This window comes from Pseudomonas sp. S07E 245, assembly GCF_019599025.1.
GTDB lineage: Bacteria > Pseudomonadota > Gammaproteobacteria > Pseudomonadales > Pseudomonadaceae > Aquipseudomonas > Aquipseudomonas shirazensis.
The window spans coordinates 4,078,595-4,103,805 of the sequence record NZ_CP080625.1 but is presented as its reverse complement, the minus strand read 5'-3'; the positions used below and the strand labels follow the sequence as shown (position 1 = coordinate 4,103,805).

The following is a 25,211-nucleotide window of genomic DNA, read 5'->3' as shown; positions in this document are numbered from 1 at the left end:
CTCACTGCAGTGAGGCCTGCAACTGCTCGACGCCGTCATTCAGCGCCTGCTCCAGCTCGCGCTTGTACCTCAGATGCAGGCACGTCGAGCCCTGCTCGTCGGCGAGCAGCTCGGACAAATCCAGATCGGTGATATAGCAGCGATAACGCCCGGCACTGCGCCGCTGGCCGAGGATCTGCCGCGCCACCACGGCGTACAACTGATCGCCGTATTCAAGCTGCGAATATTCCTGCTGATCGCAGTACAGGGTGATATGCACCTCATCGCCGATCCCGCTCTGTACGATCGCCTGCACCTCGTAATAGGGCTGGCTGCCATTGTCGCTCGGTGCCCGGCGTGACTCCAGGCTGCGCACCTTGCCCAGGCCTGCAGGCAGCAGCTGGTAGTAGAGAATATCCAATGAGCCCTGTTGCAGACTGGTCAGCGGCAGCCGGGCATCGCGGCGCATGCCCAGCGATTGCAGAAAACGCTGCAACGGCAGCAACAGGTGCGCCTCATCTTCCAGCGGCAGGCGCTGCTGCCACAGCGCATTGAATTCATCCAGCACGTACAGGTCGGCCCAGCCGTCGAGCAGGCGGTAGAACACCTGGATGCACTGCGGCTGGCCTTGGGGCAGAACCCATACCAGATCTTCATCGTCCAGCGCGTTGTCGTCCAGGTGCAGCGGGCTGTACTCGCTGCGCTCCTCGCCCAGATAAGCCAGCAGTTGCTCGTGGTTGGTCAAGGTGACCAGCTTGACTTCACCAGGCTGTAGCTCAAGCACATGGGTGTCCTGTGCGATCTGCACCAGGTATCGGTAGTTCAGCCGCTGTTGGAGCAACGTGCGAGCCGTGGCGAACACATCCTCGACCCGCTGCGCAATGGCCTGGGCGCGGTTGTGACAGAAGCTGCGCACCTGCAGCCGTGGCGGTTGCTGGCGCTGGCCCGGGGTGTTGAGAAAGTCACGCAGGCAACGCATCAGCGCATGCTCGCCGTCATAGCGCTGGACCAGCACCTCGTTCCAGCTGTTCAAGGTGATCTGATCGAGGGTCAGCACCAGGTTCTCGCGCACGCCGGCGTAACTCAGCGAGTCGGTGCGGGCGGTGGTCATGAGGATGTTCAGTTCACGCTGATGGCGCAGCGGGTCGACGCCGACATTGACCAGCAACAGGACCTCGTCCGCCACACTTGGCTGCAGTAGGCGCAACTCGCTGACGGGCTCCAAGGGCAGGGCAATACTCTGTTGCAGGCTGCCGAGCAGGTTGAACAGCTCGAACTCGCTCAGGTCGCTGGCGCCCGGATGCAGGGCCAGCCGTGTGCTGCTGTCGATCACGCCGTTGCGGTGCGCCCAGGTCAGCAGCTCGAGCAGTTCGCGGCAGCGCTTGAGCGGGCTGGAGTGGTCCAGCTCATCCACGCTCAGGTTGCCCTGGTACAGGCTCCAGTGGAACGCGCCAGGCTCCTTGCGATTGCTCGCATGGACCAACGTCAGAGTGTCTTCGGCAAGGTCCGGGGCAATCCCCGGGTTGATCACTTCGATCTTGCCGGCACGGCGCTCGAAGGCGGCGTAAAGGCGTCGGCCGAGCACGTTCAGGTCGCGTTGGTCGGCGCGGCTGCTGGCCTGCTGTTCACGGGCGAACTGATTGAGGAAGCGATAGCTGTGATTGAGCTCGGCCACCAGCGCCCGGCGCTGGAGCGCGACCTGGCGCACCTTCCACTGGCTGCGGCTGTCGAGCAGCGTCAGCTGGCGCTCGTCCCAGCCCCATTCGCGAACCAGGCGAGCCAATAGCTGGCGTTGCCAGCCGCCGTTGCGCGAGCGGCCGCTGAGCTTTTTGTTGACCTTCAGATACAAGCTGCGCCGTACCAGCTCCAGCCGCGCGACATCGCCGCGGCGTAGCAAATACTGCTCGATGCGCCGATAGACCATCACGTACGGGTCCAGCGCATCGAGGTCGAGCTGGTTGGCAAACACCGCCTGCTTGAACTCCAGACTCAGGCAGCGCACCTGTGGATGCTCGCTGGCGTAGGCCTCGGTCAACAGCAGCTTGAGCAGCGATTTGTAAGGTGAGTCGATGCCTTTGAACAACTGCCACAGGCCGGCGCCGACAAACTCGCCGACCGGGATATGCGCCAGGTGGCCGAGGTCGAGGTCATGGTCGGTGCGGATAAAGCGCTTGCTCAGCAGGGTTTGCGTGTAGGCCTGATAGTTGTGCTCTTCATACACCGGCACCAGCCACCACAGTGGCGTGCGCCCGGCCAGCCAGATCGCGGTGCGGTAGAACTCGTCGAGCAGCAGATAGTGCTGGGTAGTACCGCAGTCGTCAGAGCTGAGCTGGCCATCGCGCTCACCGACGGTAAAGGCCTGCGGTTCGATCAGAAAGAAATGCGCCTCGGCGCCGAGGCTCGCCGCCCACGCTTCGAGCAACTGGCATTTGCGCCTGAGCTCGGCCAGCGCCCACTCGGCCAGGCCGGCGGCGTGGCAGACCCACACATCCATGTCGCTCTGTTCGGCCTGGGCCAGGGTGCCCAGGCTGCCCATCAGGTACAGGCCCTGAATCGGTAGCGGCGCATTGCCCAGCCGCGGTTTGTAGCTGAACGAGCGCGCCAGGCGCTGGCCCTCGGCAATCAGCTCGGCATCCGGCTCATACCTGCACACCCCGGCTGGAGTGGTGCCGGAGACATACCCGGGCAGCAGCGGGTGATTGACATGAAACAACAGCGGCAACAGCGTCAGCACCTGCTGCTGGCGCGTTGACAAGCCCTCCCGTGCACGCCCGAGGCGGCCCTGATTGATCTGCATGAAGCGCGCGCGCAGCGTGGCCAGGACTTTGCGGTCGATACCGTCGTCCAGGTCTGGGCGGATTTCATGAGGGTGGTTCATTGCGCACTCAGGGGCAGGCCAGGGCAGTGCCGAGTTTAGCCTGAGCAAGGGGCAATAGAGGGTAATTTATGGTTTTTTGACGCCAAATTAATAGCAAGGCGGTTGGCCTGTTCGCGACCAGCAACCTGGCCCGCGAACAGGCGCGAAGGCTTCAGGCGGTTTCTGGGGCTTTGAGAATGTTCAGCACAATCTGCACGCTCTGCGCCGCGTCACGGCCCAGGCTGGTCAGATAACCACCATCGGGCTGGTCGGTCAGTTGCTTGTCAAAGAGGCGCTTGGCAGCAGCGACTTTATCTGGCGAAGCGGATTGGTGGACCTGGATGCCTTCCTGGCTGCTATCGAGATTGAACAGCGCAAGAACTTCCAGCTCGGCGATCAGTTCGGGGGTAAGCGACATGGCAACTCCTGACTTCCAGACAAGGATTTAGGCACCACTGCGGGTGCTTGATCATGGAGTGTAGACAGACTTTTCAAGCGTTGCCTTGATCCGCCTCAGGTGGCAGCTCCGGCAGGGCGCGCAGTGCCGTTTCATACCACTCGGTATCGAACGGGCGGTCGGCATCGAGCATGGCGTCAATCTCGAAGGCCAGTACATGGGCCATCAGGTTGAGAATATCTTCGCGCTCATAGCCAACCAGCTTCAGCTTGTTGAAAGTCGCCAGGGCCGCCGGCGGCTCGCCGCTTTCGATCTGGTTTTCGATGGCCTGGGTCAGGGTAGCTTCGGCGAAGGCTTCTTCATCTTCGTTGTCGATGTCTTGGGGTTCGCTCATGGCAGTGCTCCTGTAGTGAGGGGGCTAGTTTGCCATGCCCGCGCCGGCAATGCCTGGCCATCTATGCCATGCATGACGCTGGTCATGGCGTAAGGGAGTGGTTATAACAGCCGGGCCATCCCCTCACGGCCTGGAGGCTGTCGCAATGCTCAAGCTCTACGGATTCCCTGTCAGCAACTACTACAACATGGTCAAGCTGGCGTTGCTGGAAAAAGCCCTGCCGTTCGAAGAGGTGCCGTTCGTTTCCGGCCAGACCCCACAAGTGCTGGCCATCAGCCCGCGCGGCAAGGTGCCGGTGCTGGAGACCGAGCATGGCTTTATCAGCGAAACCAGCGTGATGCTCGACTACATCGAGCAGACTCAGCCGGGCAAAGCCCTGCTGCCGGCTGATGCCTTCGGCCAGGCCAAGGTGCGCGAGCTGTTCAAGGAAATCGAGCTGTACATCGAGTTGCCGGCGCGTACCTGCTACGCCGAAGCGTTCTTCGGCCAGGCCGTCGAGCCGCTGATCAAGGAGCGCGCCCGCACCGAGCTGCTGGCAGGCTTTGCCACGCTCAAGCGCAATGGCAAGTTCGCGCCGTACGTTGCCGGTGAGCAGATGACCCTGGCTGACTTGATGTTCGTGTTTTCGGTCGACCTTGCCTGCGCGGTCGGCAAGAAGGTATTGAACCTGGACTTTCTCGAGGACTTCCCGCAGGCGAGGGCGCTGCTGGAGTTGCTTGGCGAGAACCCGCACATGGCGAAAATTCGTGCAGACAAGGAAGCGGCGATGCCGGCATTCCTGGAGATGATCAGCAAACGCAAATGAGGGTGAAAAGGCGGGCTGCCGGGCAGCCCGCCATGACGCTTAGCGCGAAGCCAACAACGCCTGGCCACGGACCACGGCCGCACGCACCTGGGCAGGTGCAGTCCCACCAATGTGATTACGTGCATTTACCGAGCCTTCCAGGGTCAGCACGGCAAACACATCCTGTTCGATCTGATCGCTGAAGCGGCGCAGCTCTTCAAGGCTCATTTCGGCCAGGTCTTTGCCGCTGTCGACGCCGTATTTCACGGCATGGCCGACGATCTCGTGGCAATCACGGAACGGCAGGCCACGGCGTACCAGGTAATCGGCCAGGTCGGTCGCGGTGGAGAAACCGCGCAGGGCCGCTTCGCGCATGATCGCGTGACGCGGTTTGATTGCCGGGATCATGTCGGCAAACGCCCGCAGCGAATCGCGCAGGGTGTCGGCGGCGTCGAACAACGGTTCCTTGTCTTCCTGGTTGTCCTTGTTGTAGGCCAGTGGCTGGCCTTTCATCAAGGTCAGCAGGCCCATCAGGGCGCCGAACACACGGCCGCTCTTGCCACGCACCAGCTCAGGTACGTCGGGGTTTTTCTTTTGCGGCATGATCGAGCTGCCGGTGCAGAAGCGATCCGGCAGATCAATGAACTGGAACTGGGCGCTGGTCCACAGCACCAGCTCTTCGGAGAAGCGCGACAGGTGCATCATCGCCACGCTGGCCGCGGCGCAGAATTCGATGGCGAAGTCGCGATCGGAAACGCCGTCCAGCGAGTTGCCGGCAACCGCTTCGAAGCCCAGCAGCTTGCAGGTCAGCTCGCGGTCGATCGGGTAGGTGGTGCCAGCCAGCGCGGCGCTGCCCAGAGGCATGCGGTTGGTGCGCTTGCGGCAGTCGACCAGGCGCTCGTAGTCACGGCTGAGCATTTCGAACCAGGCCAGCAGGTGGTGGCCGAAGGTCACTGGCTGCGCGGTCTGCAGGTGGGTGAAGCCGGGCATGATGGTCTCGGCTTCACGCTCTGCCTGCTCCAGCAGGCCCTTCTGCAGGCGTGTGATTTCGCCTAGGATCAGGTCGATTTCGTCACGCAGCCACAGGCGGATGTCGGTGGCGACCTGGTCGTTGCGGCTGCGTCCGGTGTGCAGTTTTTTGCCGGTGACACCGATGCGATCAGTCAGGCGCGCTTCGATGTTCATGTGCACGTCTTCAAGGTCGACGCGCCAGTCGAAGTTGCCGGCCTCGATCTCGGTCTGAATGGTCTTCAGGCCGTCGATGATGGTGTCGCGCTCGGCGTCGCTGAGTACGCCGACCTGCGCCAGCATGGTCGCGTGGGCAATCGAACCCATGATGTCGTGGCGGTACAGGCGCTTGTCGAAGTCTACCGAAGCGGTGAAGCGGGCGACGAAGGCGTCGACGGGTTCACTGAAGCGGCCGCCCCAGGACTGATTGGTCTTGTCAGTGCTCATGGATTCACTCGTTGAAGGCGTGAACGATAAAAAGTGGCGCCGATAATAACAGGGTTGCACTGCCCGCCGCAGGGCATCGGTCGCTAGAAACAGCAGGAAATCAACCGGCGAAGTTACTGCAAAGGATATTTACCGATTGAACGGCAGCGTTCCACGAAGCGTCTACAGTTTGACAATAGGCTGGCGCTGAATCTGTCAGACCAGTGAATCTTTGGCCATTGCATGGGTCTAGAGCGTGACTGCGGCGTCGGGCTACCGAGCCCGGTTTACGCTTATTACTTGTGCGAGACTCATTCAGGAATCCAGCGCAACTATGAATGTCCTGATCGTTGATGACGAACCCAAAGCCCGCGAAGACCTCAGCCGCTTGCTCGGCGGGCAGGAGGGCTACACGGTACTGGAGCCCAGCGCCACCAATGGCGAGGAAGCTCTTGCCTTGATCGACAGCCTCAAGCCTGACGTGGTCCTGCTTGATATCGGCATGCCCGGCCTGGACGGCCTGCAGGTTGCTGCTCGCCTGTGCGAGCGCGAAGCGCCGCCAGCGGTGGTGTTCTGTACCGGTGATGACGAATACGGCAGCGAAGCGTTCAAGGACAGCACCCTCAGCCATGTCAGCAAGCCGGTGCAGCCGCAGGCCCTGCGCGATGCCCTGCGCAAGGCAGAAAAACCCAACCGCGCGCTGCTGGCGGCGCTGACCCGGCCAGCCACTGAAGACGGCGGCAACCCGCGCAACCACATCAGTGCGCGCACCCGCAAAGGCATCGAGCTGATCCCGCTGTCACAGGTGATCTATTTCATTGCCGACCACAAATACGTGACCTTGCGCCATGAGGCCGGTGAAGTGCTGCTGGATGAGCCGCTCAAAGCGCTGGAAGACGAGTTCGGCGAGCGTTTCGTGCGCATCCACCGCAACGCGCTGGTTGCCCGGGAACGTATCGAGAAGCTGCAGCGTACGCCGCTGGGGCATTTCCAGCTCTACCTCAAGGGCATGGGCGAGGATGCATTGATCGTCAGCCGCCGCCATGTAGCAGGCGTGCGCAAGATGATGCAGGGCTTGCACTGATCGCTCGCCCTCGGCGCCGCTGCGCTCGCGCGCACTGGCGCGGCACCACCGATTGCTGACCTGAGTCTGCAGGCAGGTCCCGAGTAGCTGTTATCATCGGCAGCATTTCTCTGCATCGGGGCGTTTCATGTCCACTCGCGAAATCCGCATTGCCACCCGTAAAAGTGCCCTTGCCCTGTGGCAGGCCGAGTACGTCAAAGCACGTCTGGAGCAGGCTCATCCAGGCCTGATCGTCAGCCTGGTGCCGATGGTCAGCCGTGGCGACAAGCTGCTCGACGCGCCGCTGGCGAAGATCGGCGGCAAGGGCCTGTTCGTCAAAGAGCTGGAAACCGCCCTGCTCGAGAACGAAGCCGACATCGCCGTGCATTCGATGAAAGACGTGCCCATGGACTTTCCTGAAGGCCTGGGCCTGTACTGCATCTGTGAGCGTGAAGACCCGCGCGATGCCTTCGTTTCCAATACCTACGCAAGCCTTGACGCATTGCCTGCAGGCAGCATCGTCGGCACCTCCAGCCTGCGCCGCCAGGCGCAGTTGCTGGCGCGCCGACCGGATCTGCAAATTCGCTTCCTGCGCGGTAACGTCAATACCCGTCTGGCCAAGCTTGATGCCGGTGAATATGACGCGATCATTCTGGCCGCGGCGGGCCTGATCCGCCTCGGCTTCGAAGACCGCATCAGCGCCAGCATCAGTGTCGACGACAGCCTGCCGGCCGGTGGCCAGGGCGCAGTCGGCATCGAGTGCCGCAGCGCCGACAGCGAAATCCACGCCCTGCTTGCGCCGCTGCACCATGTCGACACCGCCGACCGGGTGGTGGCCGAACGTGCCTTGAACAAGCACCTCAACGGCGGTTGCCAGGTGCCGATCGCCTGCTACGCCGTGCTTGAAGGCGAGCAGTTGTGGCTGCGCGGGCTGGTTGGCCAACCCAGCGGCGGGCTGCTGCTGGCAGCCGAAGCACGGGCGCCGCGGCTGCATGCCGAAGCGCTTGGCGTTCAGGTTGCCAAAGACCTGCTTGAGCAGGGCGCCGAGGCGATCCTCAAGGAAGTCTACGGCGAGGCCGGCCATCCGTGAGCGGCTGGCGCCTGCTGCTGACCCGGCCTGAAGAGGACTGTGCGGCACTGGCGCAGACCTTGGCGGCCGCCGGCATCGCCAGCAGCAGCCTGCCCTTGCTGGCGATCGAGCCGGTCACTGTGGATGACGCGCAACGCCAGCTGCTGAGCCAGCTGGCGAATTACCAGGCATTCATCGTGGTGAGCAAGCCCGCTGCGCGCTTGCTGCTGGCCAACTTGGCCAAAGCCGGCCTGGTGCCGCCGTCCAACGCCTGGTTCAGCGTCGGTGAGGCGACCGCGCAGGTATTGCAGAACGCCGGGCTTTTGGTGACATTCCCTTCCCAGGGAGACGACAGTGAGGCCTTGCTTGGCTTGCCCGAGTTGCGCAAGGCTGTCGCCGTTCCTACGCCGCGTGTCCTGATTGTCCGCGGGGTAGGGGGTCGTGAACTGCTGGCAGAGCGTCTTGCCGAGCTAGGTGCTAGTGTCGATTATCTGCAACTGTATCGTCGCTGCCTGCCGGATTACCCGCCCGATACCCTGCGCGAGCGGGTCGATCGGGAACGCTTAAACGGCTTGGTGGTCAGCAGTGGGCAGGGTCTTGAACATTTGCGCCAGTTGGCAGACGCCGATTGGCCGCGCCTGGCGCGCTTGCCGTTGTTCGTGCCGAGCCCGCGCGTAGCCGAGCAGGCCCGCGCGCTGGGTGCACAACAGATTGTGGATTGCCGTGGCGCCAGTGCCGCGGCCTTGCTGGCAGCTGTGCAGCGCAGCGCTGCACCTGCCTCTTAAGGCGCTAAGCTCAGAGCGACGCGCCCCCATGCAAAGGATGGATACGTGAGCGAAACTGTCTTGTCGCAGAATGAACAGCCTTCGGTGCTCGACGCGCCGCAAACCCCTGTCAGCCCGCCGGCCAAGCGCTCAGGCAATGGCATTGCCGTCGTTGCCCTGCTGCTCGGCGCAGCCGGTGTTGCGGTAGGCGGCTGGGGTGTCTGGCAAGTGCGCCAACTGCAGGGCAATGAGCTGGGTCAAAGCCAGCGCATGGAAACCTTCAGCGAGCAGACCGCAGCGTTGCAACAGCGAGATCAGCAGATCAGCGCACAACTTGCCAGCTTGCCGCCGGCCAGCGAGCTGGAAGACCGCCGGCGCCTGGTGGCACAGTTGCAGGGCGACCAGCAGCGCTTGAGCCAGCGGCTCGATACGGTAATGGGCGAAAGCCGCAAGGAATGGCGCCTGGCCGAAGCCGAGCACCTGCTGCGCCTGGCGACCTTGCGCTTGTCTGCACTGCAGGATGTGACCAGCGCCAAAGCGCTGGTAGAAGGTGCCGACGAGATTCTCCGCGAACAGAGCGACCCAGGTTCATTCGCCGCCCGCGAGCAGCTGGCCCGCAGCCTGGCCACACTCAACAGCACACAGCAGCCAGACCGCACTGGCCTGTTCCTCAAGCTGGCGGCGCAGCGTGAGCAGGTGCAGCAGCTCAGTGCCCAGTCGCCTGAATTCGACAGCAGCGCAGACGCCATGGGCGCGCTGACTGCGGATGGCGATGCCAGCAGTCGCTGGTCGCGCTGGTGGGCCGAGATCTCCAAGTACTTCCAGATCGAATTCGATGCCGACAACAATGTTCGCCCACTGCTGGCTGGGCAGTCGCTGAATCAACTGCGCCTGGCCCTGAGCCTGACCATCGAGCAGGCCCAATGGGCGGCCCTGAATGGCGAAGCCAAGGTTTATACCCAGGCGCTGGATGATGCTCGCAGCGTACTGCTGGCCAACTTCAACGCCGACAACCCGCAAAGCAAGGCCATGCTCGACAGTCTCAACGCCCTGGCCGAGCAGCCAGTGTCGGTGGTCACCCCTGACCTCAGCGAAAGCCTGGCGGCGGTACAGGCCTACATTCAGCGCCGCCACCTGCCGGCCAACGCCGAAGGGGGCAAGCCATGAAGCGAGTCTATCTGCTCGCGGTGCTGGCAATCGTGGTTGCCGCAGCGCTGGGCATCGCCGTGGCCAAGCACAGCGGCTACGTGATGGTGTCCTACGGCAGCTTCCGCTATCAGTCCGGTCTGTGGGCCGCCTTGGGTGGCTTGATCGGCCTGATCGTAGTGCTGTGGCTGTTGCGCTACTTGCTTGGCCTGATCCTGAGTTCGACCGGGGTGGTCAACCCATGGTCGCGGCGCAATCGCCGCCGGCGCACGCGCATCGCCATCGAACAGGGCCAACTGGACCTGGCCGAAGGTCGTTGGGCCAGCGCGCAGCGTCACCTGCACCGCGCCGCTGAAGCCGAGCGCCAGCCGCTGTTGTATTACCTCGGCGCCGCCCGCGCGGCGAACGAGCTGGGCCGCACTGAAGAAAGCGACAACCTGCTGGAGCGCGCGCTCGAGCGTCAGCCCCAGGCCGAACTGGCGGTGGCATTGACCCACGCCCAACTGCAGATGGATCGCGGCGACAGCGACGGTGCCCTCGAAACCCTGCTGGCGATGCAACAGCGCCACCCGCATAACGGCCAGGTGCTGCGCCTGCTGCAGCAGTTGCACCTGCAGCGTGGCGACTGGCCGGCGCTGATTCGGCTGCTGCCTGACCTGCGCAAGGGCAAGGTATTGCCAGCCACTGAGTTGGCTGCACTGGAGCAGCGTGCCTGGGGCCAGAACCTGAGCATCGCCGCGACACGTGGTGATGATGCGGTAGCCGCCCGGCAGGCGCTGGAACGCGCCTGGCAGCAGCTGACCGCCGCGCAGCGCCAGGAGCCGCAGTTGGTGCTCGCCTACGCTGAACAGCTGCGTCAGGTCGGCGCTCAGGGCGAAGCCGAGCAGGTCTTGCGTGCGGCACTCAAACGCCAGTACGAAAGCCATCTGGCCCGGCTGTACGGGCTGATCCGTGGTGATGACCCAGCGCGCCAGCTGCAAACCGCCGAAGGCTGGCTCAAAGAGCACGCTCAGGACCCGAGCCTGCTGTTGACCCTAGGCCGCTTGAGCCTGCAGAACCGCCTGTGGGGCAAGGCGCGCGATTATCTTGAGAGCAGCCTGCGTTTTGAGCGCAACCCGGAAACCTGTGCCGAGCTGGCGCGGTTGCTGGCGAGCCTGGGTGAAACCGAACGCAGCAACCAATTGTTCCAGGAAGGCCTTGGCCTGCTCGACGAGCGCCTGCTGGCGCTGCCGTTGCCAGACGGCGCCCGAGCTTGACCGACCCTTGGGTCTGCGCAAGCCGCGCAGGCCCAAGGGCTGGTATCTAATCTGAAGCGGTGAAGTCAATTTGCGATGACCCCCTTCGGAAATTTCCCACAGCAATCGGTAAACTTTCCTCAGCAATCAGAGACTTGTCCCGACTGTATTGCCTTGAAACAAAGTACCCATTTCCTCTACCGTCTCAAGCCACGTCATTGACTCCTCCGGGACCCCATCGCCATGCCGCTGGCCCGTTTTCGTACTCTATTTTCCCCAGGCTTGCTGGCCTCGCTGGCGATCCTGTTTGCCGCTTTCGCCCTCGAAAGAAACCTGGGGTTGCTGCCTTGCTCGCTGTGTTCCGGCCAGCGCCTGCTGCTGGGCCTGTATGCGCTGGTCTGCCTGGTTGCGCTGGTGCATGCCCCGCAGCGTCTCGGTTGGCTGGTCTACACGATGCTGGCATTGGCCTGCTCCGCCAGCGGCGCGCTGTTGGCGGCGCGGCAGGTCTGGCTGCAGGGCTCGGAGTTTGCTCATGGCGCCTGCCTGCAGCCGCTGCCGACGGTGTTTGAGCAGCCGTGGCGGCAAGCGTTGGAAACCCTGCTCAAGGGTGGCCCTGACTGCGGCGCGTTGTCCTGGAGCTTTCTCGACCTGACCTTGCCCGAGTGGAGCCTGCTGGCCTTCCTGCTGCTGGCAGCGCTGCCGCTGTCGCGGCTGGTGGCTGATCGTTTGCGCCGCCTCGCCCAACATTGATCCAGCGCAAGCTTGGCGCATGGTTCGACCGGCGGCGCGCTATCAAGGGATGAAACGCTTGTATGAACTTTGTCCGATGCGTACCTTGATGGGTAGCACGTGCGGGAATAATCTCCCAGCACGGACACTGAAAACACAACTGCTCGATGCCGTACTGCTGACGTCCCTTTGTCGCGCACCTTTGCGCAACGAGGTGCAGCGGCATCTACCCAGAAGGGAAGAACTGCCATGCTCGATAGTTGCCAGAATGCCCAGGAACGCTGGGGCGGGGTCCACAAGCTGATCGATCGCTGGCTGCTGGAACGCCAGGAGCTGGTGGTGGCTTTCCGCGCACTGCGCGACGCCAAGCCAGCCTTCGCTGACAAGGCGCAGAGCCGTGATTTCTGTGGCGTGTTGGTCGACTATGTATCGGCTTGGCATTTCGAAGTGTTCGAGCAGCTGCTCAGCGAGGCCAAGGCCTTCGACGACAAGCGCGCCCTGGCGCTGGCCGAAGACATGACCCCACGCATCACCGACATCACCCAGATCGCGCTGGACTTCAACGATCACTGTGACAAGGCCGAGTGCAACGACCCTGAGCGCTTCGCCCAGACCCTGCAAGCACTGGGCGGCCATCTGCGCGAACGCTTCGAGCTGGAAGACTGCCTGATCGAAGTGCTGCACACCGCACACAAACAGGAAGCTGCACTGCAGGCCTGATCTTCTCGATCAGTCGGCCACTGCCAGCAATTCGATTTCAAATACCAACGGGGTATAGGGTGCGATCAGGTCGCCCGCCCCGTCGGCGCCGTAAGCCTGCGCCGAAGGGATCACCAAACGCCATTTGGCTCCCGCCTTCATTTTTGGCAGCGCCGCCTGCCAGCCTTCGATCACCGAGTCCAGACTGAACCACTGCGGTTGCTGGTTCTGGTCGAACACCGAGCCATCCGGCAGACGTCCTACGTAGCGCACTTGCACCTTGCCGCCGGGCTTGGGCTGCGCGCCAGTGCCTGCCTGTAACTCGCTGTAAAGAATTCCTTCAGGTAACTCATGGGTGCCGACTCGGCCGCGTTCATTGGCCATGAAGCGGATTTCAGCCGCTTGTGCCTGGCTGCCCTGGGCCTCGGTTTCATGCTGCTCGAGCAGGCTTTGCATCTGTGCTTGATCGAGCCGCAGCGGCTTGCCTTGGTAGGCCTGGCGCAGGCCTTCGACCAGGGCTTCCAGTTGCAGGTCAGGGACCTCCTGACGCAGCCGCTCACCGAGGCTCGCGCCCAGGCTGTAGGCCATATCCTGATCGGTATTGCTGGCCGGCGCGGCAACACTCAGTGGCGCGAGCAGGCAGAGGCTGAGCAGAAGATAACGGGACACGATCGACTCCGGACGCGATGGCCAAGTAGCAACAGCCGAACAAGGGCCAACTACACTTGCTCGAGCTGCACCATAACAACTTTGCCCAGGCATGCAACGCGGCCCCAGCAATACTGTCAAGATGCCCTAGCGGCGGTAGCAGCAGAAGCATAGTATGAGCCGCAATCTCATCAGCCAGGAGGTAAACCATGTCGGCCAAGAAGAAGCCAGTAAGTACGCCGTTGCACCTGCTCCAGCAACTTTCCGGTAGCCTGCTCGAACATCTGGAAGATGCCTGCTCGCAAGCGCTGGCGGATGCAGAGAAACTGTTGGCAAAGTTGGAAAAACAACGCGGCAAGGCGCAGGAAAAACTGCACGGTTCGCGGCTGAAACTGCAAGACGCTGCCCAGGCTGGAAAAGCCAAGGCGCAGAACAAGGCGCACAAGGCTGCCAGCGAACTTGAAGAAGTGCTCGACTCGCTCAAAGAGCGTCAATCGCAGACCCGCATCTACATCCAGCAGCTCAAGCGCGATGCGCAGCAGAGCCTGAAAATCGCTCAAGGCGTAGGCAAGGTCCGTGAAGCAGCCGCCAAGGCCCTCGAGCAACGCACTGTTGCCGAACCTGCTGCCAACAAGGCGCCAGCCAAGGCAGCCGGCAAGACCACTGCCAGCAAAGCTCCAGCCAAAGTCGCTGCGGTCAAACCCGCCGCCAAGCCAGCTGCTGCCAAAGCGCCTGTTAAAGCTGTCGCCAAGCCGGCTGCCAGCAAGGCACCAGCCAAGGCCGCTGCAGCCAAGCCTGCCGTTGCCAAAGCACCGGCCAAGGTAGCTGCCAAGCCCACTGCCAGCAAAGCCCCAGCGAGGACTGCCGCTGCCAAACCGGCGGCTGCCAAAGCGCCAGCCAAACCTGCCGCTGCCAAACCCGTTGCCGCCAAGGCTGCAGCCAAACCTGCTGCTGCCAAGCCTGCAGCCAGCAAGGCGCCAGCTAAAGCCGCTGCAGCCAAACCCGCCGTTGCCAAAGCACCGGCCAAGGCCGCAGCAACCAAACCGGCTGCCAAGCCAGCTGCCGCCAAGCCAGCCGCTGCGAAAACAGACGACGCCAAAGCCAGCACCGCAGCAACCAGCACCAACTCGGCAGCACCAGCGGCAACGCCTGCTGGAGCGGCCAACACCCCAGCTCAGTCGCCGTCTTCGGCGTCCTGAAGGGCTGACGCTGCGGCGCGCAATTGATCCAGCGCGCCGTGGTCGCGGCACAGGTCCGGCGCCACCCGGACCAGCCAATCGTCCGCGGTCTCGTCCGAGCCTGCGGGCCATTGCTGCGAGCACGCCTGCAAACGCTCGAGCAAGGTTCTTTCAGCCTGTAGTTCCAAGCCCTTCAACTGCTCCCGCAACAGTGCCAGCGCGGCATCGCCCTGCGCTGCCATACGCCATTGCTGACGCAGCGTGCGCAGTGGTTGGACAACCTCGATTCGCCACGGCTCAGCTAACCCCAGCAGGGCGCACACGCGCTCATCGCTGACGCGTGCCCGGCGCGCTTGCAGCCAGCTTGCGCAGAGCAGCAGGCACACGTCGGCGCCGTCCTCCTGCAGTTGCAGGCAAGCCGCTTCAACTCCGGGCCGGGCGTACAGGGCCAGGGCGTAATTCCACAGGTCGGTGTGCATGGTTCCACTCGCGCTAGCGGCCGAGGAAGCTGGTAGACTCCGCGACCATCATGATCAGACTAACCAACCTCACTTTACAGCGTGGTCCGCAGCGCCTGCTAGATAGCGCCGAGATGACGCTGCACGCCGGTCATAAAGCCGGCCTCATCGGTGCCAACGGCGCCGGCAAATCCAGCCTGTTCGCCTTGCTGCGCGGCGAGCTCACGCCCGACGGCGGCGACTGCCAGCTGCCCGGCGACTGGCGCATCGCGCACATGCGTCAGGAGGTCGATACCCTCGAGCGCGTGGCAGTCGACTATGTGCTCGATGGCGACCTGCGCCTGCGTCAGGTCCAGGCCGAGCTGGCAGTGGCCGAGCAAGCCCACGACGGCACTGCGCTGGCCCGCTTGCACAGCGAGCTGGAGGGCGCCGACGGTTATACCGCCGATGCCCGTGCACGGAAGTTGCTGGCCGGCCTTGGCTTCAGCAACGAGCAGATGGACCGCCGCGTCGGCGACTTCTCCGGTGGCTGGCGGATGCGCCTGAACCTGGCGCAGGCCCTGATGTGCCCGTCCGACCTGCTGCTGCTCGACGAGCCGACCAACCACTTGGACCTGGACGCCATCCTCTGGCTGGAAGACTGGCTCAAGGGCTACCCGGGCACGCTGCTGCTGATCTCCCACGATCGCGACTTCCTCGATTCGGTGGTCGACCACGTGCTCCACGTCGAGCAGCGCAAGCTGACCCTGTACAAGGGTGGCTACAGCGCCTTCGAACGCACCCGCGCCGAACGTCTGGCCCAGCAGCAACAGGCCTACGAGAAGCAGCAGGCGCAGCGCGCGCACATGGAAAAGTACATCGCCCGCTTCAAGGCGCAAGCGACCAAGGCCCGTCAGGCGCAGAGCCGGATCAAGGCCCTGGAACGCATGGAAGAACTGTCGGCAGCGCACGTCGACTCGCCGTTCGACTTCGTCTTCCGCGAATCGCAAAAAATCTCCAGCCCATTGCTCGATCTTTCCGAAGGCCGTCTGGGCTACGGCGACACCGCCGTGCTGGAGAAGGTCAAGCTGCAGCTCACGCCGGGTGCGCGGATCGGCCTGCTCGGGCCCAACGGCGCCGGCAAGTCGACCCTGATCAAGAACCTTGCCGGCGAACTGCAGCCGCTGGGCGGGCGCCTGGTGCGCGGTGAGAACCTTTCGGTTGGCTATTTCGCCCAGCATCAGCTGGACTCGCTGGACGACAAGGCCAGCCCGCTGCTGCACCTGCAGCGGATTGCCCCGACCGAGCGCGAGCAAACCCTGCGCGACTTCCTCGGCGGCTTCGACTTCCACGGCCCGCGTGCCGAGGAGCCGGTGGTGAACTTCTCCGGTGGTGAAAAAGCCCGGCTGGCCCTGGCCCTGATCGCCTGGGAACGGCCCAACCTGCTGCTGCTCGACGAACCGACCAACCACCTCGACCTGGAAATGCGCCTGGCGCTGACCATGGCTTTGCAGGAGTTCAGCGGGGCAGTGGTGGTGGTCTCTCACGATCGTCACCTGCTCAAGAGCACCACCGACGACTTCCTGCTGGTTGCCGACGGCAAGGTCGACACCTTCGACGGTGACCTCGATGACTACAGCCGCTGGCTGATCGACTACCGCCAGCGCAACGCGCCGGTCAGCAGCACCCCGGTCAACCCGGACAAGACCGACAAAAAGGCCCAGCGTCAGGCCGCCGCAGCCCTGCGCCAGCAACTGGCGCCGCACAAGCGCGCTGCCGACAAGCTCGAAGCCGAGCTGGGCCAGGTGCACAGTCAGCTGGCCGAGATCGACACGGCCCTGGCCGATAGCGGCCTCTACGAGCAATCGCGCAAGGATGCTCTGCGTGATCTGCTCGGGCGTCAGAGCAAACTCAAGCAGCGCGAAGCCGAGCTTGAAGAAGCCTGGATGGAGGCACTTGAGCTGCTCGAAAGCATGCAGGCCGAACTTGAGGCGTTGTCCTGATGGAAGACCTGCACGGCCTGCTGCCGGGGCAATGGATGGACTCGCTGTGGCTAGGCGCGCAGATTCTGCTGATCCTCGCCGCAGCGTTCATCCTGCAACGTTTTGTCGGCCGTTGCCTGAGCCGGCTGGGCGAACGCTATCCACTGCCACCAGAATTGCTGGTACCGGTACGTGGCGGCCTGCGCTGGCTGATCATGGGCAGTGCTCTGCTGTTTGTGCTGGAGCGTCTTGGCGTCTCGGCCACCGTGCTCTGGACCGCGCTTTCAGGCTTTGTCGCCGTAGCGGCGGTGGCGTTCTTCGCCATGTGGAGCGTGTTGTCCAACCTGCTCTGCGCCGTGCTGATCTTTACTGTCGGCCCGTTTCGTATCGGTGACGTCGTCGAGCTGGTGGAAACCCTCGACAAGCCGGGCGTGAAGGGCCGAGTGATTGCGATCAACCTGCTGTTCACCACCCTGATGGAAATGCCCGATGCCGGCGGCGCGCTGGTGCAGGTGCCGAATAGCCAGTTCTTCCAGAAGTGCGTACGGCGCTGGCGTGGCAGCGAGGTGCCGGGTGTGGCCAAGGATGTTGCTGTCCAGGCTGACTGACGTTAGCCGCACCTGCTGCAAACCCACAAAAAAACGCTGGTGATTTCGCCGCTAACCTCTTAGCTTAATGTTTTGCAACATATCCGCTATGAGGTGCTACATGTCGATGGAAACGTGGTTGGCGTTCTTTGCCGCGTGCTGGGTGATCAGCCTGTCGCCGGGGGCGGGGGCGATTGCCTCGATGTCCAGCGGCCTGCAGTACGGTTTCTGGCGCGGTTACTGGAACGCCCTGGGCCTGCAACTCGGTCTGTTGCTGCAGATCGCGATCATTGCAGCCGGCGTCGGCGCCATCCTCGCCGCCTCGTCTACGGCGTTTCAGGTGATCAAGTGGTTCGGCGTGTTCTACCTCGTGTACCTCGCCTACAAGCAATGGCGCGCGCTGCCAATGGATATGAGTGCCGAGTCGCCGATACGCCCGATCGGCAAGCCGCTGAGCCTGGTGTTCCGTGGTTTGCTGGTCAATGTCAGCAACCCCAAGGCGCTGGTGTTCATGCTCGCCGTGCTGCCGCAGTTCATCGACCCGCATCAGGCGCTGCTGCCGCAGTATCTGACGATTGCCGCGACCATGGTCTGCGTCGACCTGCTGGTGATGGCTGGTTACACCGGGCTGGCCTCGCGGGTGCTGCGGATGCTGCGCACGCCTAAACAGCAGAAGCGCCTGAACCGTACCTTTGCCGGGTTGTTTGTCGGCGCTGCAGCTTTCCTCGCCACCCTGCGCCGGGCGCCGCTGTGACGCTTGTCGGATAAAAAGTGCAAATTGCTTCGACCTTGAGTGGCCTGGCTGGTGTCTATCTTTGAGCAAGGTGGCTGCGGCCACCTCATCTCTCACTCAACCAGCGCCGGGCCGGCGTCGTCGACGGCCAGCTTGGCGAGGAGGCACCCATGGAAGCACCGACTCATCAGTTTGCCGAACTGTTCATGCAACTGGGGCTGGACCACGATGCGCAGAGCATCGATCAGTTCATCACCTCGCACTCGCCGCTGAAAAACGAAATCAAGCTGGTCGATGCGCCGTTCTGGAGCGACTCGCAGCGCGCATTCCTCAAAGAAGCGGTGCTTGAGGACGCCGACTGGGCAATCCCCTTTGATCAACTCAACGAAGCCCTGCGTCGCCCCCGCAAATAAAGCGCCGAGCGGCACCTGATGGGTGAAGTGGCGTTGCTATGCTGAGGTAAAACAACAAGGGGATAGCGTGATGAAAGATCCCTATGCAGCCGGTTTCTGGTGCATCGTGGCAATCCTCGGCACCCTGACCACCGGCTACTTCTACGGTATCCGGCACACCCATCAGCTGAACCAGGCCGTGCAGTTTCTGTACGCCGCTGCTGCGGTCACCGCGGCAGCGGCGCTCTGCGGGCTGGCCTGGATCGCCTGGCAGCACTTGCAGCTGAACAGGCGCGAACTCAGCCAGGGCCATACCCTGGTCACCATCTGGAACACCAAAGTTGCCCTGCGCCGGGTCGAAACCGTGTTCGACCGCTATTTCTGGGGCAGTTACTGGCACTCTGGGCGCACCTTCGAAGAGGTCATGGGCGAGCTCAAGGGCACGCCGCTTGAACAAAGCCTGGATGCGCTGAAGTGCCAATGCCGCGAGCTCGACCGTGAAATCCACGACCCTCACCAGCACTGGCTGGCATTTGCCCGCGACCTTTCCAGCGTGGCTACGGCCATGGCCCGTGAGCGCTACCAGCTGGATCTGGGCGACGGGCCGGTGGCCGGCAAGGGCGGCACGGCAGTGCTCAACCGTGATCTGGAAGTGCTGGTGTACACCTGGTCAGCGCGCCTGCGCAGCTTCGACCATCAGCTGGACGAGCTGGAAAGCGCCTATCACTGAAACAACCTTCACTCGCCGCGAATGTACTGTTGCAGCTGGCTGATCAGGTTGGCCTGCTCGGTAATGGTTTCCTTGACCAGGTCGCCGATCGACAGCAAGCCGAGTAGCTTGCCCTCGCTGACCACCGGCAGGTGGCGCAGATGGCGGTCGGTCATCAGTTGCATGCACTCATCGAGCTTGGTTTTGGGCTCAACCGTGATCACCGCTGCGGTCATGATCTCGGCCACTGTAGTGAACGGCGACGAGCGGCCTTTGAGCATCAGCTTGCGCGCATAGTCACGTTCGCTGACGATGCCCACCACGCGCCCGTCTTCAACCACCGGCAAGGCACCGATGTTTTTTTCCGCGAGCAGCTTCAGCGCCGCCAGCACCGACTCGGTTGGGCCGATGGTGTAGACGGTCTGGTGTTGTGCCTTGCTCTTGAGGATTTCGTCGACGGTTTTCATGCAGGCCTCGGTGCGCGAATGGGGGGATGCTCAGGTAAATAAAGCATCCGCCAAGGCGCCTTGCACGGCAACGCGGAAAACGGCATGGAGTCGATTGAAAAACGTCATGGCTGCAAACGGGCGCACGGCGTGCGCCCGTTTGCGCTTCAGCAGCCGTTGCCCTGCGAGACTTCGCGGCTGGCTTGTTCCAACGCGGCGGCCACCGCAGCTGCATCATCAGCGGTATACACCCGGCCACCGGTATTGCTGGCAGCGCAGTTGGAACCGGTGCTGGCACTGATGTTGACGATGTTGATCCGCAGCCGTGGCTGGTTCTGGGCGATCTGCTCGGAGACCTTGCAGATGCTGGTGCCACAGCTGTCGCGGCCGTCGACGAACATCACGATGACGCCGTCGCGCTCACGCCCGTCCATGCTGGCCGCTGCCGCCTCCAGGCTGACCCCGAGCGCCGTGCCGCCGCGTGCGTTGAGCGTGGCGATACGGTCGATCAGATCTGCGCGCTGGTCACGTGCGAACACGCCATGATCGACGGGCGACTTGCAGCCATTGAAGGTCACCAGGCGCATCGCCACCTTCGGGTCGAGGTCTTCGATGACCGCGCCCAGGGCCGTCTTGGCCACGTTCAGGCGGGTCGTCGGCGGGGCCTTGCCCGACGGCAGAAACTGCTCGACCACCGGGATCTTCGCCAGCAGGCTGATGTACCACGGGTCGTCTGCGCGCTTGACGCGGATGCGTTCGTTCATCGAGCCGGAGGTGTCCAGCACCACGGCGAACTCCGAAGCCTGAAAGCCAGCGCCCGGCGTGCACATGGCGCTGTGATCGGCCTGCCAGCGTGCCCACAGCATTGGCCAGTTCAACCACAGCGCATAGAGCAACGCCAGCAGCAGGCCGAACAGCAGCCATGGCCACAGCCGCAGGCGCCGCGCAGGTACGGCCCTGGGCGGTGGCGCAGGCCTGGGCTGCGGTGCCGGCCTGGCTGCGGGCGGCGCCGGCTTGGGTGCTGATGCAGGCGGTGGCGGTGGCGGTGGCGGCGGTGGCGCGGCCACCGGCACGGTCTGCCCCCAGCGGATCACCAGCGGTTCGCCGTTGATGCTGTAGAGGTTGCCCAGATCAGGCGGCGCGATCAGGCTGCGCAAGGCGCCTGCTGCCTGGGTCTGACCACGCTGCTGCAGCTCGTTGGCCAACTGACCGACTGCGGCCTGGCGCTCTTCATAGCGTTGTAGCAGCGCTGCCTGCTGGTCGCGGCCCAGCTCGGCATACACATGCGGCTGGCCTTCCAGCGGCGACCACCACTCCAGCACACCATCACGCCCCTGGCGGGGAATGGCATATAGGTGAGCAATGGCCGGCGGGAAGTGCTGGCGGATCAACGCTACCCGCTGCTCGAGTGCAGCGGCGGCGTCCTGGCTGGCGTGGCTGTCGCGGATTACCCGTTGCATCGATCGTCCTAGTTGCAGTTGTTGCTGCTGGAAACTTCCTGGCTCGCCTGTTTCAGCGCGGCCGCCACTTGCACGGCGTTATCGCCGCTGTAGACCCGGCCGCCGGTGCTGTCGGCAATGCAGTTGGCCAGGCTGTTGTTGCTGATGTTGACCAGATTGACCCGCAGCCGCGGCTGCTCCTGGGCGATGCGCTGAGCGACTGCACAGACATCCTCGCCACAGCCATCGGCGCCGTCGACGAACATCACGATCACGCCATCGCGGTCGCGGCCGTTCATGCTTTTTGCGGCAAGGTCGAGGCTGGCGCTCAAGGCGGTGCCGTCGTTCGGCACCAGGCCCTCTATGCCGCTGATCAGCGCCGGGCGCTGGGCCGGGGTGAACAGGCCATGGTCGAGCGGCGCTCGGCAGCCGTCGAAGGTGATGAAGCGCGTGTCGATGGCCGGGTGCAGATCATCGACCATCTGCTTGAGGCTCTGCTTGGCGACATCGATGCGTACCGGCGCGCGGGTAACCTCGGCGACTCGCGCCTGATCGATGGCGGGGTCGGCGATGTTCTGGAAGAACCACTGCTCGTCCTCCGCCGTCGCTGCGACGCTCAGTAGCATCGAACCGGAGGTATCCAGCACCACCGAGAACTCCGGAGGCAGCGCCTGATCGTCTTTCATGCAGGCAAATTTGGCCGGCTCGCGCTGTTCATACCAGCGTTGCAGGTACGGCCAGCCAAACCACAAGGCCAGGGCCAGCAGCAACAGGCCAAGCAGGGGCAGCAGGAACCACGGCAACCAGATCCAGCGGCGCGGGCGCGGTGCGGGCACTGGCGCTGCCGCCACCGGTGCTGGCTTGACCGGCGCCGGCTGTGCCCAGCGCACCAGCAGTGGCTCGCCATTGACGCTGTACAGGTGCTCAAGGTTGGCCGGGCCGATCAGCGCGCGCAGCACGCTCGCCTCCTGCTCCTGGCCGCGTTCCTTCAGCTCGCCGACCAACTGGCGCAGGGCGTCCTGGCGCTGGTCATAGACGCGCAGCAAGGTCGTCTGCTGTTCGCCTGTGAGGTCGTGATAGCGCTGCGGCTGGCCTTCCAGCGGCGACCACCATTCACGCACACCGTCCTGGCCGGTGCGCGGGGTGGCGTAGAGATGAGCGATGCTGGCCGGGAAGTGCCTGACGATGATCGCCATGGCCTGTTCCAACACCCGCGGATCGTCCTGCGCGGGTCGGGTATCGCGGGTGACCCGCTGCATGTGGATATCCTGAAAAAGGATCGGCAGCCGTAGCTGCCGAAGGGCTTACTCGTAACCCAGGCTCAGCTGCAAACGGCTGACCTGTTGCTGCAGGGCCTTGAGCTCCTGCTTGCGCGCTTCGACCTGCGCGCTGCTGGCGTTCTGCATTGGCGCTGCCTGGCGGTTCTTCAGCTGTTGCTCGAGGCTGGCGATCTGCTGCTGCACCTCCTGCTTGTTGCCATGGCGGCTCTTGAGCGTGGCCAGCAGCCCGTTCAGGGATTTCTCCAGGTTGGCCTGCTGGCGTTGCTGGCCGGCCAGGTCCTGGCGGGTGGAGCTCTGCAGGGCGCTGAGCTCGCTGAACACCTGATTGAACTGGCGGTTCTGCTCCTGCGCGGTGACCAACTGCTGCTCGCTGTTGCGCACGCCTTCGGCATAGCCGCCGCCGTAGTCGCAATTGAGCTTGCTGACCAGGCTGGCGCTATTGTCGGTAGCGTTGCACTGCGAGGCAGTGGTGGCGCAACCGCCGAGGCTGGCGAGCAGGGCAAGGCCCAGGCAATGACGAAGTGACATGGGCTGTTCCTTAACCGAGGGTGATCGCGGAGCGCTGGTTGTAGAGGCCGTCGACTTCCTGCTGCAGGGCGACGACTTTGTTGTTCATCTTGGCGATCTCGGCCTCGACCTTTTGCACTTCGGCCGGGCTGGCACCACCGTCACGCTCGAGTTTGGCGACCTTCTCGAACTCGGTGACGCGGCTTTTCATGTTGCCCAGGTCTTTGCGCATCAGGCCGATGTTGGTATCGACATTGGCGATCTCCTGCTGCGCCTTGGCCTTGTCGACAGTCTTGGCCTTGATGCTCTTCTGGATGTCGGCAATCTGCTGTTTGTCGTCGGCAATCACCCGCTGCAGGGTGTTGCTGCGCTCGACCACCTTGGCGTTTTCTTTCTGCACTTCGCCGGTCATCGCGTTCAGCCGCTGGGTAGTGTCGGCGTACTGCGTGCGGCGCTGGTCGAGGTAGTAGTTGGCGCCCATGGCCACACCGCAGGCGGCAACCCCGGCGATCACCGCGCAGGCAGCCTTGTTGCCCGAGTTGGACAGTACGCAGGCGAGCACGCCGGCACCGGCGGCCATGGCGCAGGCCTGGTATCCCGAAGTGCTGAAGAACTTGGCGTCGGCGCCCGAGGTCAGGCGCGGGTCGGCCTTGCCGCCGCCGCTGTCGCCAAGCATCGAGCTGCCGGTGCTGGCGCAGCCGGTCAGGACCAGGCAGGCGGCCATCATCAGGCTCATCCAGGAGCTGCTACGAGCGGTTTTGCTGTGCATCACGATTACGCTTCCTTGTGGTGTCAGTGGGCGACGGCTTTGCAGCTGTTCAGCCAGGCGTTGGTATCAATTTTCTGCGACTTGAGGAACGACACCTGGTTGGCCCAATGGGCGCGCAGGTACGGCGTCAGTTCCTTGAGATTGTTGTTGGCGGTAAGCACCCCTTCGAGCACCGGCACCTGCGCTTCGAGCAGGCTCTTGCCATACAGCGAGCCGGATTCGACCAGCGAGCTTGCGTAGTAACGGCTGAGCTTGTGCAGGCGCGCGCTTTGCTCGTCGAGCTTGCTCTTGCGCATGCCGCAGGTTGGGTCTTCTTCGCCGGCCTTGCAGTTGGCGGCGTAGTTTTTCTGCAGGAAGTCCAGGTACTGGCCGTCGTCGAGCATCTTGGTGCAAAGGAACGCACCCAGGTTGAGGCTGGCGCGGATGGCCTGGTCGCGGGCTTCCTGTTGCTGCTGGTTGCTCGCGCGCAGCTGGTTTTCGACGGTTTTCAACTGACCCTTGAGGGCCTCGTCCTGCACGCTCGAGGCCAGCGCTTCGAGGGCCTTGACCGTGCCTTTGTCCTTGCTGTCGGCGGCCGGCTGGTCGTTACCCAGGCTGCTCCAGCTCTTCTCGATGGCCTTGACCCGTTCGCGTGAGGTCAGGGTCGGCGACACCAGCGCCAGGCGCATGCCGTTGGTTTTCTTGGTCACCGCGCCTTCGGCGTTGTAGTAGGGCTCTTCCTGACGCAGGGCAGTGCGCAGCTCGGCTTCGCTGGTCAGGTAGTTGCCGCCACGCACGACATAGCCGCCGGCCTGGCCGTGCTGGCGGTCGAGTTTGTTCAGGCGGAACGGTTCGAACATCATCTCGCTGGCGTTGCCGAGCATGTCATGCAGGCCCAGTGGATTGGGCTTGAGCAGGCCGCTCAACTGCAACTGGCCGTTGGCCGATTGCGCACCGGCAAACCATTCGTGGGCGTTCAGGCCGTCAGCCATCGGGTAGCGAATGTCGCGGAATTCGGCAGTGCTGACCTGCAACCCGCCGCGTGCGGCGAACTCCCACTCGACTTCGGTCGGCAGGCGCACGAAGCCCTGCGCGCCGTCTTCGCGGGGCAGCTTGTCGGCAGCATTGGCGCGCAACCAGCGGTTGTACTTGTCGGCGGCCTGCAAGGCGTCCAGCCAGCTGATCGAAACCACCGGCAGGCGCTGTTTGTTGGATGGCGTCGGGCAGGTTTCGTCGGTCAGGGCGCGGTATTGCAGCTGGGTCATTTCGTACTTGGCCAGCAGGTAATAGCGCGACTTGTCGCCTTTGGCGCTGGTGAAGCTGCCGGCGATGAAGGCTGGTCGGGTCTGCTCGACATAGCCGTACTCGGCACTGTCGGCGCCGATGTTGATCGGGTAGTCGTCGAGCGGCCCGACCACCGGGATCAGCACCTTGCGAAACACCATCGCGCCGTCACACGGCATCGGTAGCACGACATCGTCGGCATCGGCCATGGGGTTGTAGAATTTTTCGTCCCAGCTCGCTGCCGCGGCGTCCAGGGCGAAGCCAAGCGCGAGGGGCGCCAGGGCCAGGCGA

26 protein-coding genes are annotated in these 25,211 nt (G+C 63.6%); 14 read left to right on the top strand and 12 right to left on the bottom strand.

Annotation, left to right across the window (positions count from 1 at the left end; all coding sequences use genetic code 11):
• Position 1 precedes the first annotated feature (1 nt).
• From K3F44_RS18920 to K3F44_RS18910, 3 genes are all read right to left on the bottom strand, one after another.
• Complete coding sequence (locus K3F44_RS18920; RefSeq protein ID WP_220632788.1) at positions 2 to 2,857, bottom strand: class I adenylate cyclase; 2,856 nt, start codon at positions 2,855 to 2,857, stop codon at positions 2 to 4.
• 151 nt (positions 2,858 to 3,008) lie between these two features.
• Positions 3,009 to 3,254, bottom strand: coding sequence for a TIGR02647 family protein (locus K3F44_RS18915; RefSeq protein WP_101322633.1), 246 nt, complete (start codon positions 3,252 to 3,254; stop codon positions 3,009 to 3,011).
• Positions 3,255 to 3,327: 73 nt separating this feature from the next.
• Positions 3,328 to 3,627 carry a hypothetical protein gene (locus tag K3F44_RS18910; protein WP_101322632.1) on the bottom strand — a complete coding sequence of 100 codons (300 nt, stop codon included), beginning with the start codon at positions 3,625 to 3,627 and terminating at the stop codon, positions 3,328 to 3,330.
• Between the two features lie 145 nt (positions 3,628 to 3,772).
• Between K3F44_RS18910 and K3F44_RS18905 the strand changes: the two genes are divergently transcribed.
• Positions 3,773 to 4,432, top strand: coding sequence for a glutathione S-transferase (locus K3F44_RS18905; RefSeq protein ID WP_220632787.1), 660 nt, complete (start codon positions 3,773 to 3,775; stop codon positions 4,430 to 4,432).
• Positions 4,433 to 4,471: 39 nt separating this feature from the next.
• On the opposite strand, the gene argH is transcribed toward K3F44_RS18905, so the two are convergent.
• The gene (gene argH / locus K3F44_RS18900) at positions 4,472 to 5,866 is read right to left on the bottom strand and encodes an argininosuccinate lyase (protein ID WP_101322630.1); all 1,395 of its coding nucleotides are present in this window, start codon (positions 5,864 to 5,866) and stop codon (positions 4,472 to 4,474) included.
• Between the two features lie 313 nt (positions 5,867 to 6,179).
• On the opposite strand from argH, the gene K3F44_RS18895 reads away from it, so the two are divergent.
• The 7 genes from K3F44_RS18895 (at position 6,180) to rsd (ending at position 12,571) form a co-directional block, all read left to right on the top strand.
• Positions 6,180 to 6,929 (top strand): LytTR family DNA-binding domain-containing protein, encoded by a 750-nt coding sequence (locus tag K3F44_RS18895; RefSeq protein WP_101322629.1) that lies wholly within the window; start codon positions 6,180 to 6,182, stop codon positions 6,927 to 6,929.
• A gap of 127 nt (positions 6,930 to 7,056) precedes the next feature.
• On the top strand, positions 7,057 to 7,998 hold the full coding sequence (hemC, locus tag K3F44_RS18890) for a hydroxymethylbilane synthase (protein WP_101322628.1): 942 nt from the start codon (positions 7,057 to 7,059) through the stop codon (positions 7,996 to 7,998).
• Positions 7,995 to 8,762, top strand: a complete 768-nt coding sequence (locus tag K3F44_RS24885) for a uroporphyrinogen-III synthase (protein ID WP_224785571.1) — start codon at positions 7,995 to 7,997, stop codon at positions 8,760 to 8,762. Before hemC ends, K3F44_RS24885 begins: the two co-directional genes overlap by 4 nt.
• 45 nt (positions 8,763 to 8,807) lie before the next feature.
• On the top strand, positions 8,808 to 9,908 hold the full coding sequence (locus tag K3F44_RS24880; RefSeq protein WP_224785570.1) for a uroporphyrinogen-III C-methyltransferase: 1,101 nt from the start codon (positions 8,808 to 8,810) through the stop codon (positions 9,906 to 9,908).
• The gene (locus K3F44_RS18880; protein ID WP_188036878.1) at positions 9,905 to 11,143 is read left to right on the top strand and encodes a heme biosynthesis HemY N-terminal domain-containing protein; all 1,239 of its coding nucleotides are present in this window, start codon (positions 9,905 to 9,907) and stop codon (positions 11,141 to 11,143) included. The genes K3F44_RS24880 and K3F44_RS18880 overlap by 4 nt, the downstream gene beginning before the upstream one ends.
• A 222-nt stretch (positions 11,144 to 11,365) precedes the next feature.
• Entirely contained in the window at positions 11,366 to 11,872 is a 507-nt protein-coding gene (locus tag K3F44_RS18875) for a disulfide bond formation protein B (RefSeq protein WP_188036877.1), read from the top strand.
• A 228-nt stretch (positions 11,873 to 12,100) separates the two neighbouring features.
• On the top strand, positions 12,101 to 12,571 hold the full coding sequence (gene rsd / locus K3F44_RS18870; protein ID WP_101322625.1) for a sigma D regulator: 471 nt from the start codon (positions 12,101 to 12,103) through the stop codon (positions 12,569 to 12,571).
• 9 nt (positions 12,572 to 12,580) lie between these two features.
• On the opposite strand, the gene K3F44_RS18865 is transcribed toward rsd, so the two are convergent.
• On the bottom strand, positions 12,581 to 13,219 hold the full coding sequence (locus K3F44_RS18865; protein WP_150573208.1) for an FKBP-type peptidyl-prolyl cis-trans isomerase: 639 nt from the start codon (positions 13,217 to 13,219) through the stop codon (positions 12,581 to 12,583).
• A 188-nt stretch (positions 13,220 to 13,407) separates the two neighbouring features.
• Between K3F44_RS18865 and K3F44_RS18860 the strand changes: the two genes are divergently transcribed.
• Positions 13,408 to 14,397 (top strand): AlgP family protein, encoded by a 990-nt coding sequence (locus tag K3F44_RS18860; RefSeq protein ID WP_220632786.1) that lies wholly within the window; start codon positions 13,408 to 13,410, stop codon positions 14,395 to 14,397.
• On the opposite strand, the gene K3F44_RS18855 is transcribed toward K3F44_RS18860, so the two are convergent.
• A complete protein-coding gene (locus tag K3F44_RS18855) occupies positions 14,373 to 14,855 on the bottom strand; it encodes a TIGR02444 family protein (protein WP_220632785.1) in 483 nt (160 codons plus the stop codon). The two genes, K3F44_RS18860 and K3F44_RS18855, sit on opposite strands and share 25 nt — an antisense overlap.
• 50 nt (positions 14,856 to 14,905) lie before the next feature.
• On the opposite strand from K3F44_RS18855, the gene K3F44_RS18850 reads away from it, so the two are divergent.
• From K3F44_RS18850 to K3F44_RS18830, 5 genes are all read left to right on the top strand, one after another.
• Positions 14,906 to 16,816: an ATP-binding cassette domain-containing protein gene (locus K3F44_RS18850; protein ID WP_101322621.1), complete on the top strand. Its 1,911-nt coding sequence runs from the start codon at positions 14,906 to 14,908 to the stop codon at positions 16,814 to 16,816.
• Positions 16,816 to 17,403 carry a mechanosensitive ion channel family protein gene (locus K3F44_RS18845; RefSeq protein WP_101322620.1) on the top strand — a complete coding sequence of 196 codons (588 nt, stop codon included), beginning with the start codon at positions 16,816 to 16,818 and terminating at the stop codon, positions 17,401 to 17,403. Before K3F44_RS18850 ends, K3F44_RS18845 begins: the two co-directional genes overlap by 1 nt.
• A 100-nt stretch (positions 17,404 to 17,503) precedes the next feature.
• The gene (locus tag K3F44_RS18840) at positions 17,504 to 18,136 is read left to right on the top strand and encodes a LysE family transporter (RefSeq protein ID WP_150573204.1); all 633 of its coding nucleotides are present in this window, start codon (positions 17,504 to 17,506) and stop codon (positions 18,134 to 18,136) included.
• A 149-nt stretch (positions 18,137 to 18,285) separates the two neighbouring features.
• A complete protein-coding gene (locus K3F44_RS18835) occupies positions 18,286 to 18,528 on the top strand; it encodes a DUF2789 domain-containing protein (protein WP_101322618.1) in 243 nt (80 codons plus the stop codon).
• A gap of 70 nt (positions 18,529 to 18,598) precedes the next feature.
• Entirely contained in the window at positions 18,599 to 19,237 is a 639-nt protein-coding gene (locus tag K3F44_RS18830; RefSeq protein WP_188036872.1) for an NADH:ubiquinone oxidoreductase subunit N, read from the top strand.
• 8 nt (positions 19,238 to 19,245) lie between these two features.
• Here K3F44_RS18830 and K3F44_RS18825 read toward each other — a convergent pair whose 3' ends face one another.
• The 6 genes from K3F44_RS18825 to K3F44_RS18800 all read right to left on the bottom strand — a co-directional run bounded on the left by K3F44_RS18825 (position 19,246) and on the right by K3F44_RS18800 (position 25,129).
• Positions 19,246 to 19,683, bottom strand: coding sequence for a CBS domain-containing protein (locus tag K3F44_RS18825; protein WP_101322616.1), 438 nt, complete (start codon positions 19,681 to 19,683; stop codon positions 19,246 to 19,248).
• A 146-nt stretch (positions 19,684 to 19,829) separates the two neighbouring features.
• Complete coding sequence (locus K3F44_RS18820) at positions 19,830 to 21,122, bottom strand: VWA domain-containing protein (RefSeq protein ID WP_220632784.1); 1,293 nt, start codon at positions 21,120 to 21,122, stop codon at positions 19,830 to 19,832.
• 8 nt (positions 21,123 to 21,130) lie between these two features.
• Positions 21,131 to 22,360, bottom strand: a complete 1,230-nt coding sequence (locus tag K3F44_RS18815; RefSeq protein WP_220632783.1) for a hypothetical protein — start codon at positions 22,358 to 22,360, stop codon at positions 21,131 to 21,133.
• A gap of 45 nt (positions 22,361 to 22,405) precedes the next feature.
• Positions 22,406 to 22,909 carry a hypothetical protein gene (locus K3F44_RS18810; RefSeq protein WP_101322613.1) on the bottom strand — a complete coding sequence of 168 codons (504 nt, stop codon included), beginning with the start codon at positions 22,907 to 22,909 and terminating at the stop codon, positions 22,406 to 22,408.
• A 10-nt stretch (positions 22,910 to 22,919) separates the two neighbouring features.
• Positions 22,920 to 23,660, bottom strand: a complete 741-nt coding sequence (locus K3F44_RS18805) for a hypothetical protein (RefSeq protein WP_409035108.1) — start codon at positions 23,658 to 23,660, stop codon at positions 22,920 to 22,922.
• Positions 23,661 to 23,680: 20 nt separating this feature from the next.
• The gene (locus K3F44_RS18800) at positions 23,681 to 25,129 is read right to left on the bottom strand and encodes a formylglycine-generating enzyme family protein (protein ID WP_262500185.1); all 1,449 of its coding nucleotides are present in this window, start codon (positions 25,127 to 25,129) and stop codon (positions 23,681 to 23,683) included.
• Between the last annotated feature and the right edge of the window lie 82 nt (positions 25,130 to 25,211).

What these genes read in the sequence shown, in the direction of transcription:
- K3F44_RS18920 (WP_220632788.1), bottom strand. Translation starts at nt 2,857, where the DNA reads ATGAACCACCCTCATGAAATCCGCCCAGACCTGGACGACGGTATCGAC.
- K3F44_RS18915 (WP_101322633.1), bottom strand. Translation starts at nt 3,254, where the DNA reads ATGTCGCTTACCCCCGAACTGATCGCCGAGCTGGAAGTTCTTGCGCTG.
- K3F44_RS18910 (WP_101322632.1), bottom strand. Translation starts at nt 3,627, where the DNA reads ATGAGCGAACCCCAAGACATCGACAACGAAGATGAAGAAGCCTTCGCC.
- K3F44_RS18905 (WP_220632787.1), top strand. Translation starts at nt 3,773, where the DNA reads ATGCTCAAGCTCTACGGATTCCCTGTCAGCAACTACTACAACATGGTC.
- argH (WP_101322630.1), bottom strand. Translation starts at nt 5,866, where the DNA reads ATGAGCACTGACAAGACCAATCAGTCCTGGGGCGGCCGCTTCAGTGAA.
- K3F44_RS18895 (WP_101322629.1), top strand. Translation starts at nt 6,180, where the DNA reads ATGAATGTCCTGATCGTTGATGACGAACCCAAAGCCCGCGAAGACCTC.
- hemC (WP_101322628.1), top strand. Translation starts at nt 7,057, where the DNA reads ATGTCCACTCGCGAAATCCGCATTGCCACCCGTAAAAGTGCCCTTGCC.
- K3F44_RS18880 (WP_188036878.1), top strand. Translation starts at nt 9,905, where the DNA reads ATGAAGCGAGTCTATCTGCTCGCGGTGCTGGCAATCGTGGTTGCCGCA.
- K3F44_RS18875 (WP_188036877.1), top strand. Translation starts at nt 11,366, where the DNA reads ATGCCGCTGGCCCGTTTTCGTACTCTATTTTCCCCAGGCTTGCTGGCC.
- rsd (WP_101322625.1), top strand. Translation starts at nt 12,101, where the DNA reads ATGCTCGATAGTTGCCAGAATGCCCAGGAACGCTGGGGCGGGGTCCAC.
- K3F44_RS18860 (WP_220632786.1), top strand. Translation starts at nt 13,408, where the DNA reads ATGTCGGCCAAGAAGAAGCCAGTAAGTACGCCGTTGCACCTGCTCCAG.
- K3F44_RS18855 (WP_220632785.1), bottom strand. Translation starts at nt 14,855, where the DNA reads ATGCACACCGACCTGTGGAATTACGCCCTGGCCCTGTACGCCCGGCCC.
- K3F44_RS18850 (WP_101322621.1), top strand. Translation starts at nt 14,906, where the DNA reads ATGATCAGACTAACCAACCTCACTTTACAGCGTGGTCCGCAGCGCCTG.
- K3F44_RS18845 (WP_101322620.1), top strand. Translation starts at nt 16,816, where the DNA reads ATGGAAGACCTGCACGGCCTGCTGCCGGGGCAATGGATGGACTCGCTG.
- K3F44_RS18840 (WP_150573204.1), top strand. Translation starts at nt 17,504, where the DNA reads ATGTCGATGGAAACGTGGTTGGCGTTCTTTGCCGCGTGCTGGGTGATC.
- K3F44_RS18835 (WP_101322618.1), top strand. Translation starts at nt 18,286, where the DNA reads ATGGAAGCACCGACTCATCAGTTTGCCGAACTGTTCATGCAACTGGGG.
- K3F44_RS18830 (WP_188036872.1), top strand. Translation starts at nt 18,599, where the DNA reads ATGAAAGATCCCTATGCAGCCGGTTTCTGGTGCATCGTGGCAATCCTC.
- K3F44_RS18825 (WP_101322616.1), bottom strand. Translation starts at nt 19,683, where the DNA reads ATGAAAACCGTCGACGAAATCCTCAAGAGCAAGGCACAACACCAGACC.
- K3F44_RS18820 (WP_220632784.1), bottom strand. Translation starts at nt 21,122, where the DNA reads ATGCAACGGGTAATCCGCGACAGCCACGCCAGCCAGGACGCCGCCGCT.
- K3F44_RS18815 (WP_220632783.1), bottom strand. Translation starts at nt 22,360, where the DNA reads ATGCAGCGGGTCACCCGCGATACCCGACCCGCGCAGGACGATCCGCGG.
- K3F44_RS18810 (WP_101322613.1), bottom strand. Translation starts at nt 22,909, where the DNA reads ATGTCACTTCGTCATTGCCTGGGCCTTGCCCTGCTCGCCAGCCTCGGC.
- K3F44_RS18800 (WP_262500185.1), bottom strand. Translation starts at nt 25,129, where the DNA reads ATGGCCGATGCCGACGATGTCGTGCTACCGATGCCGTGTGACGGCGCG.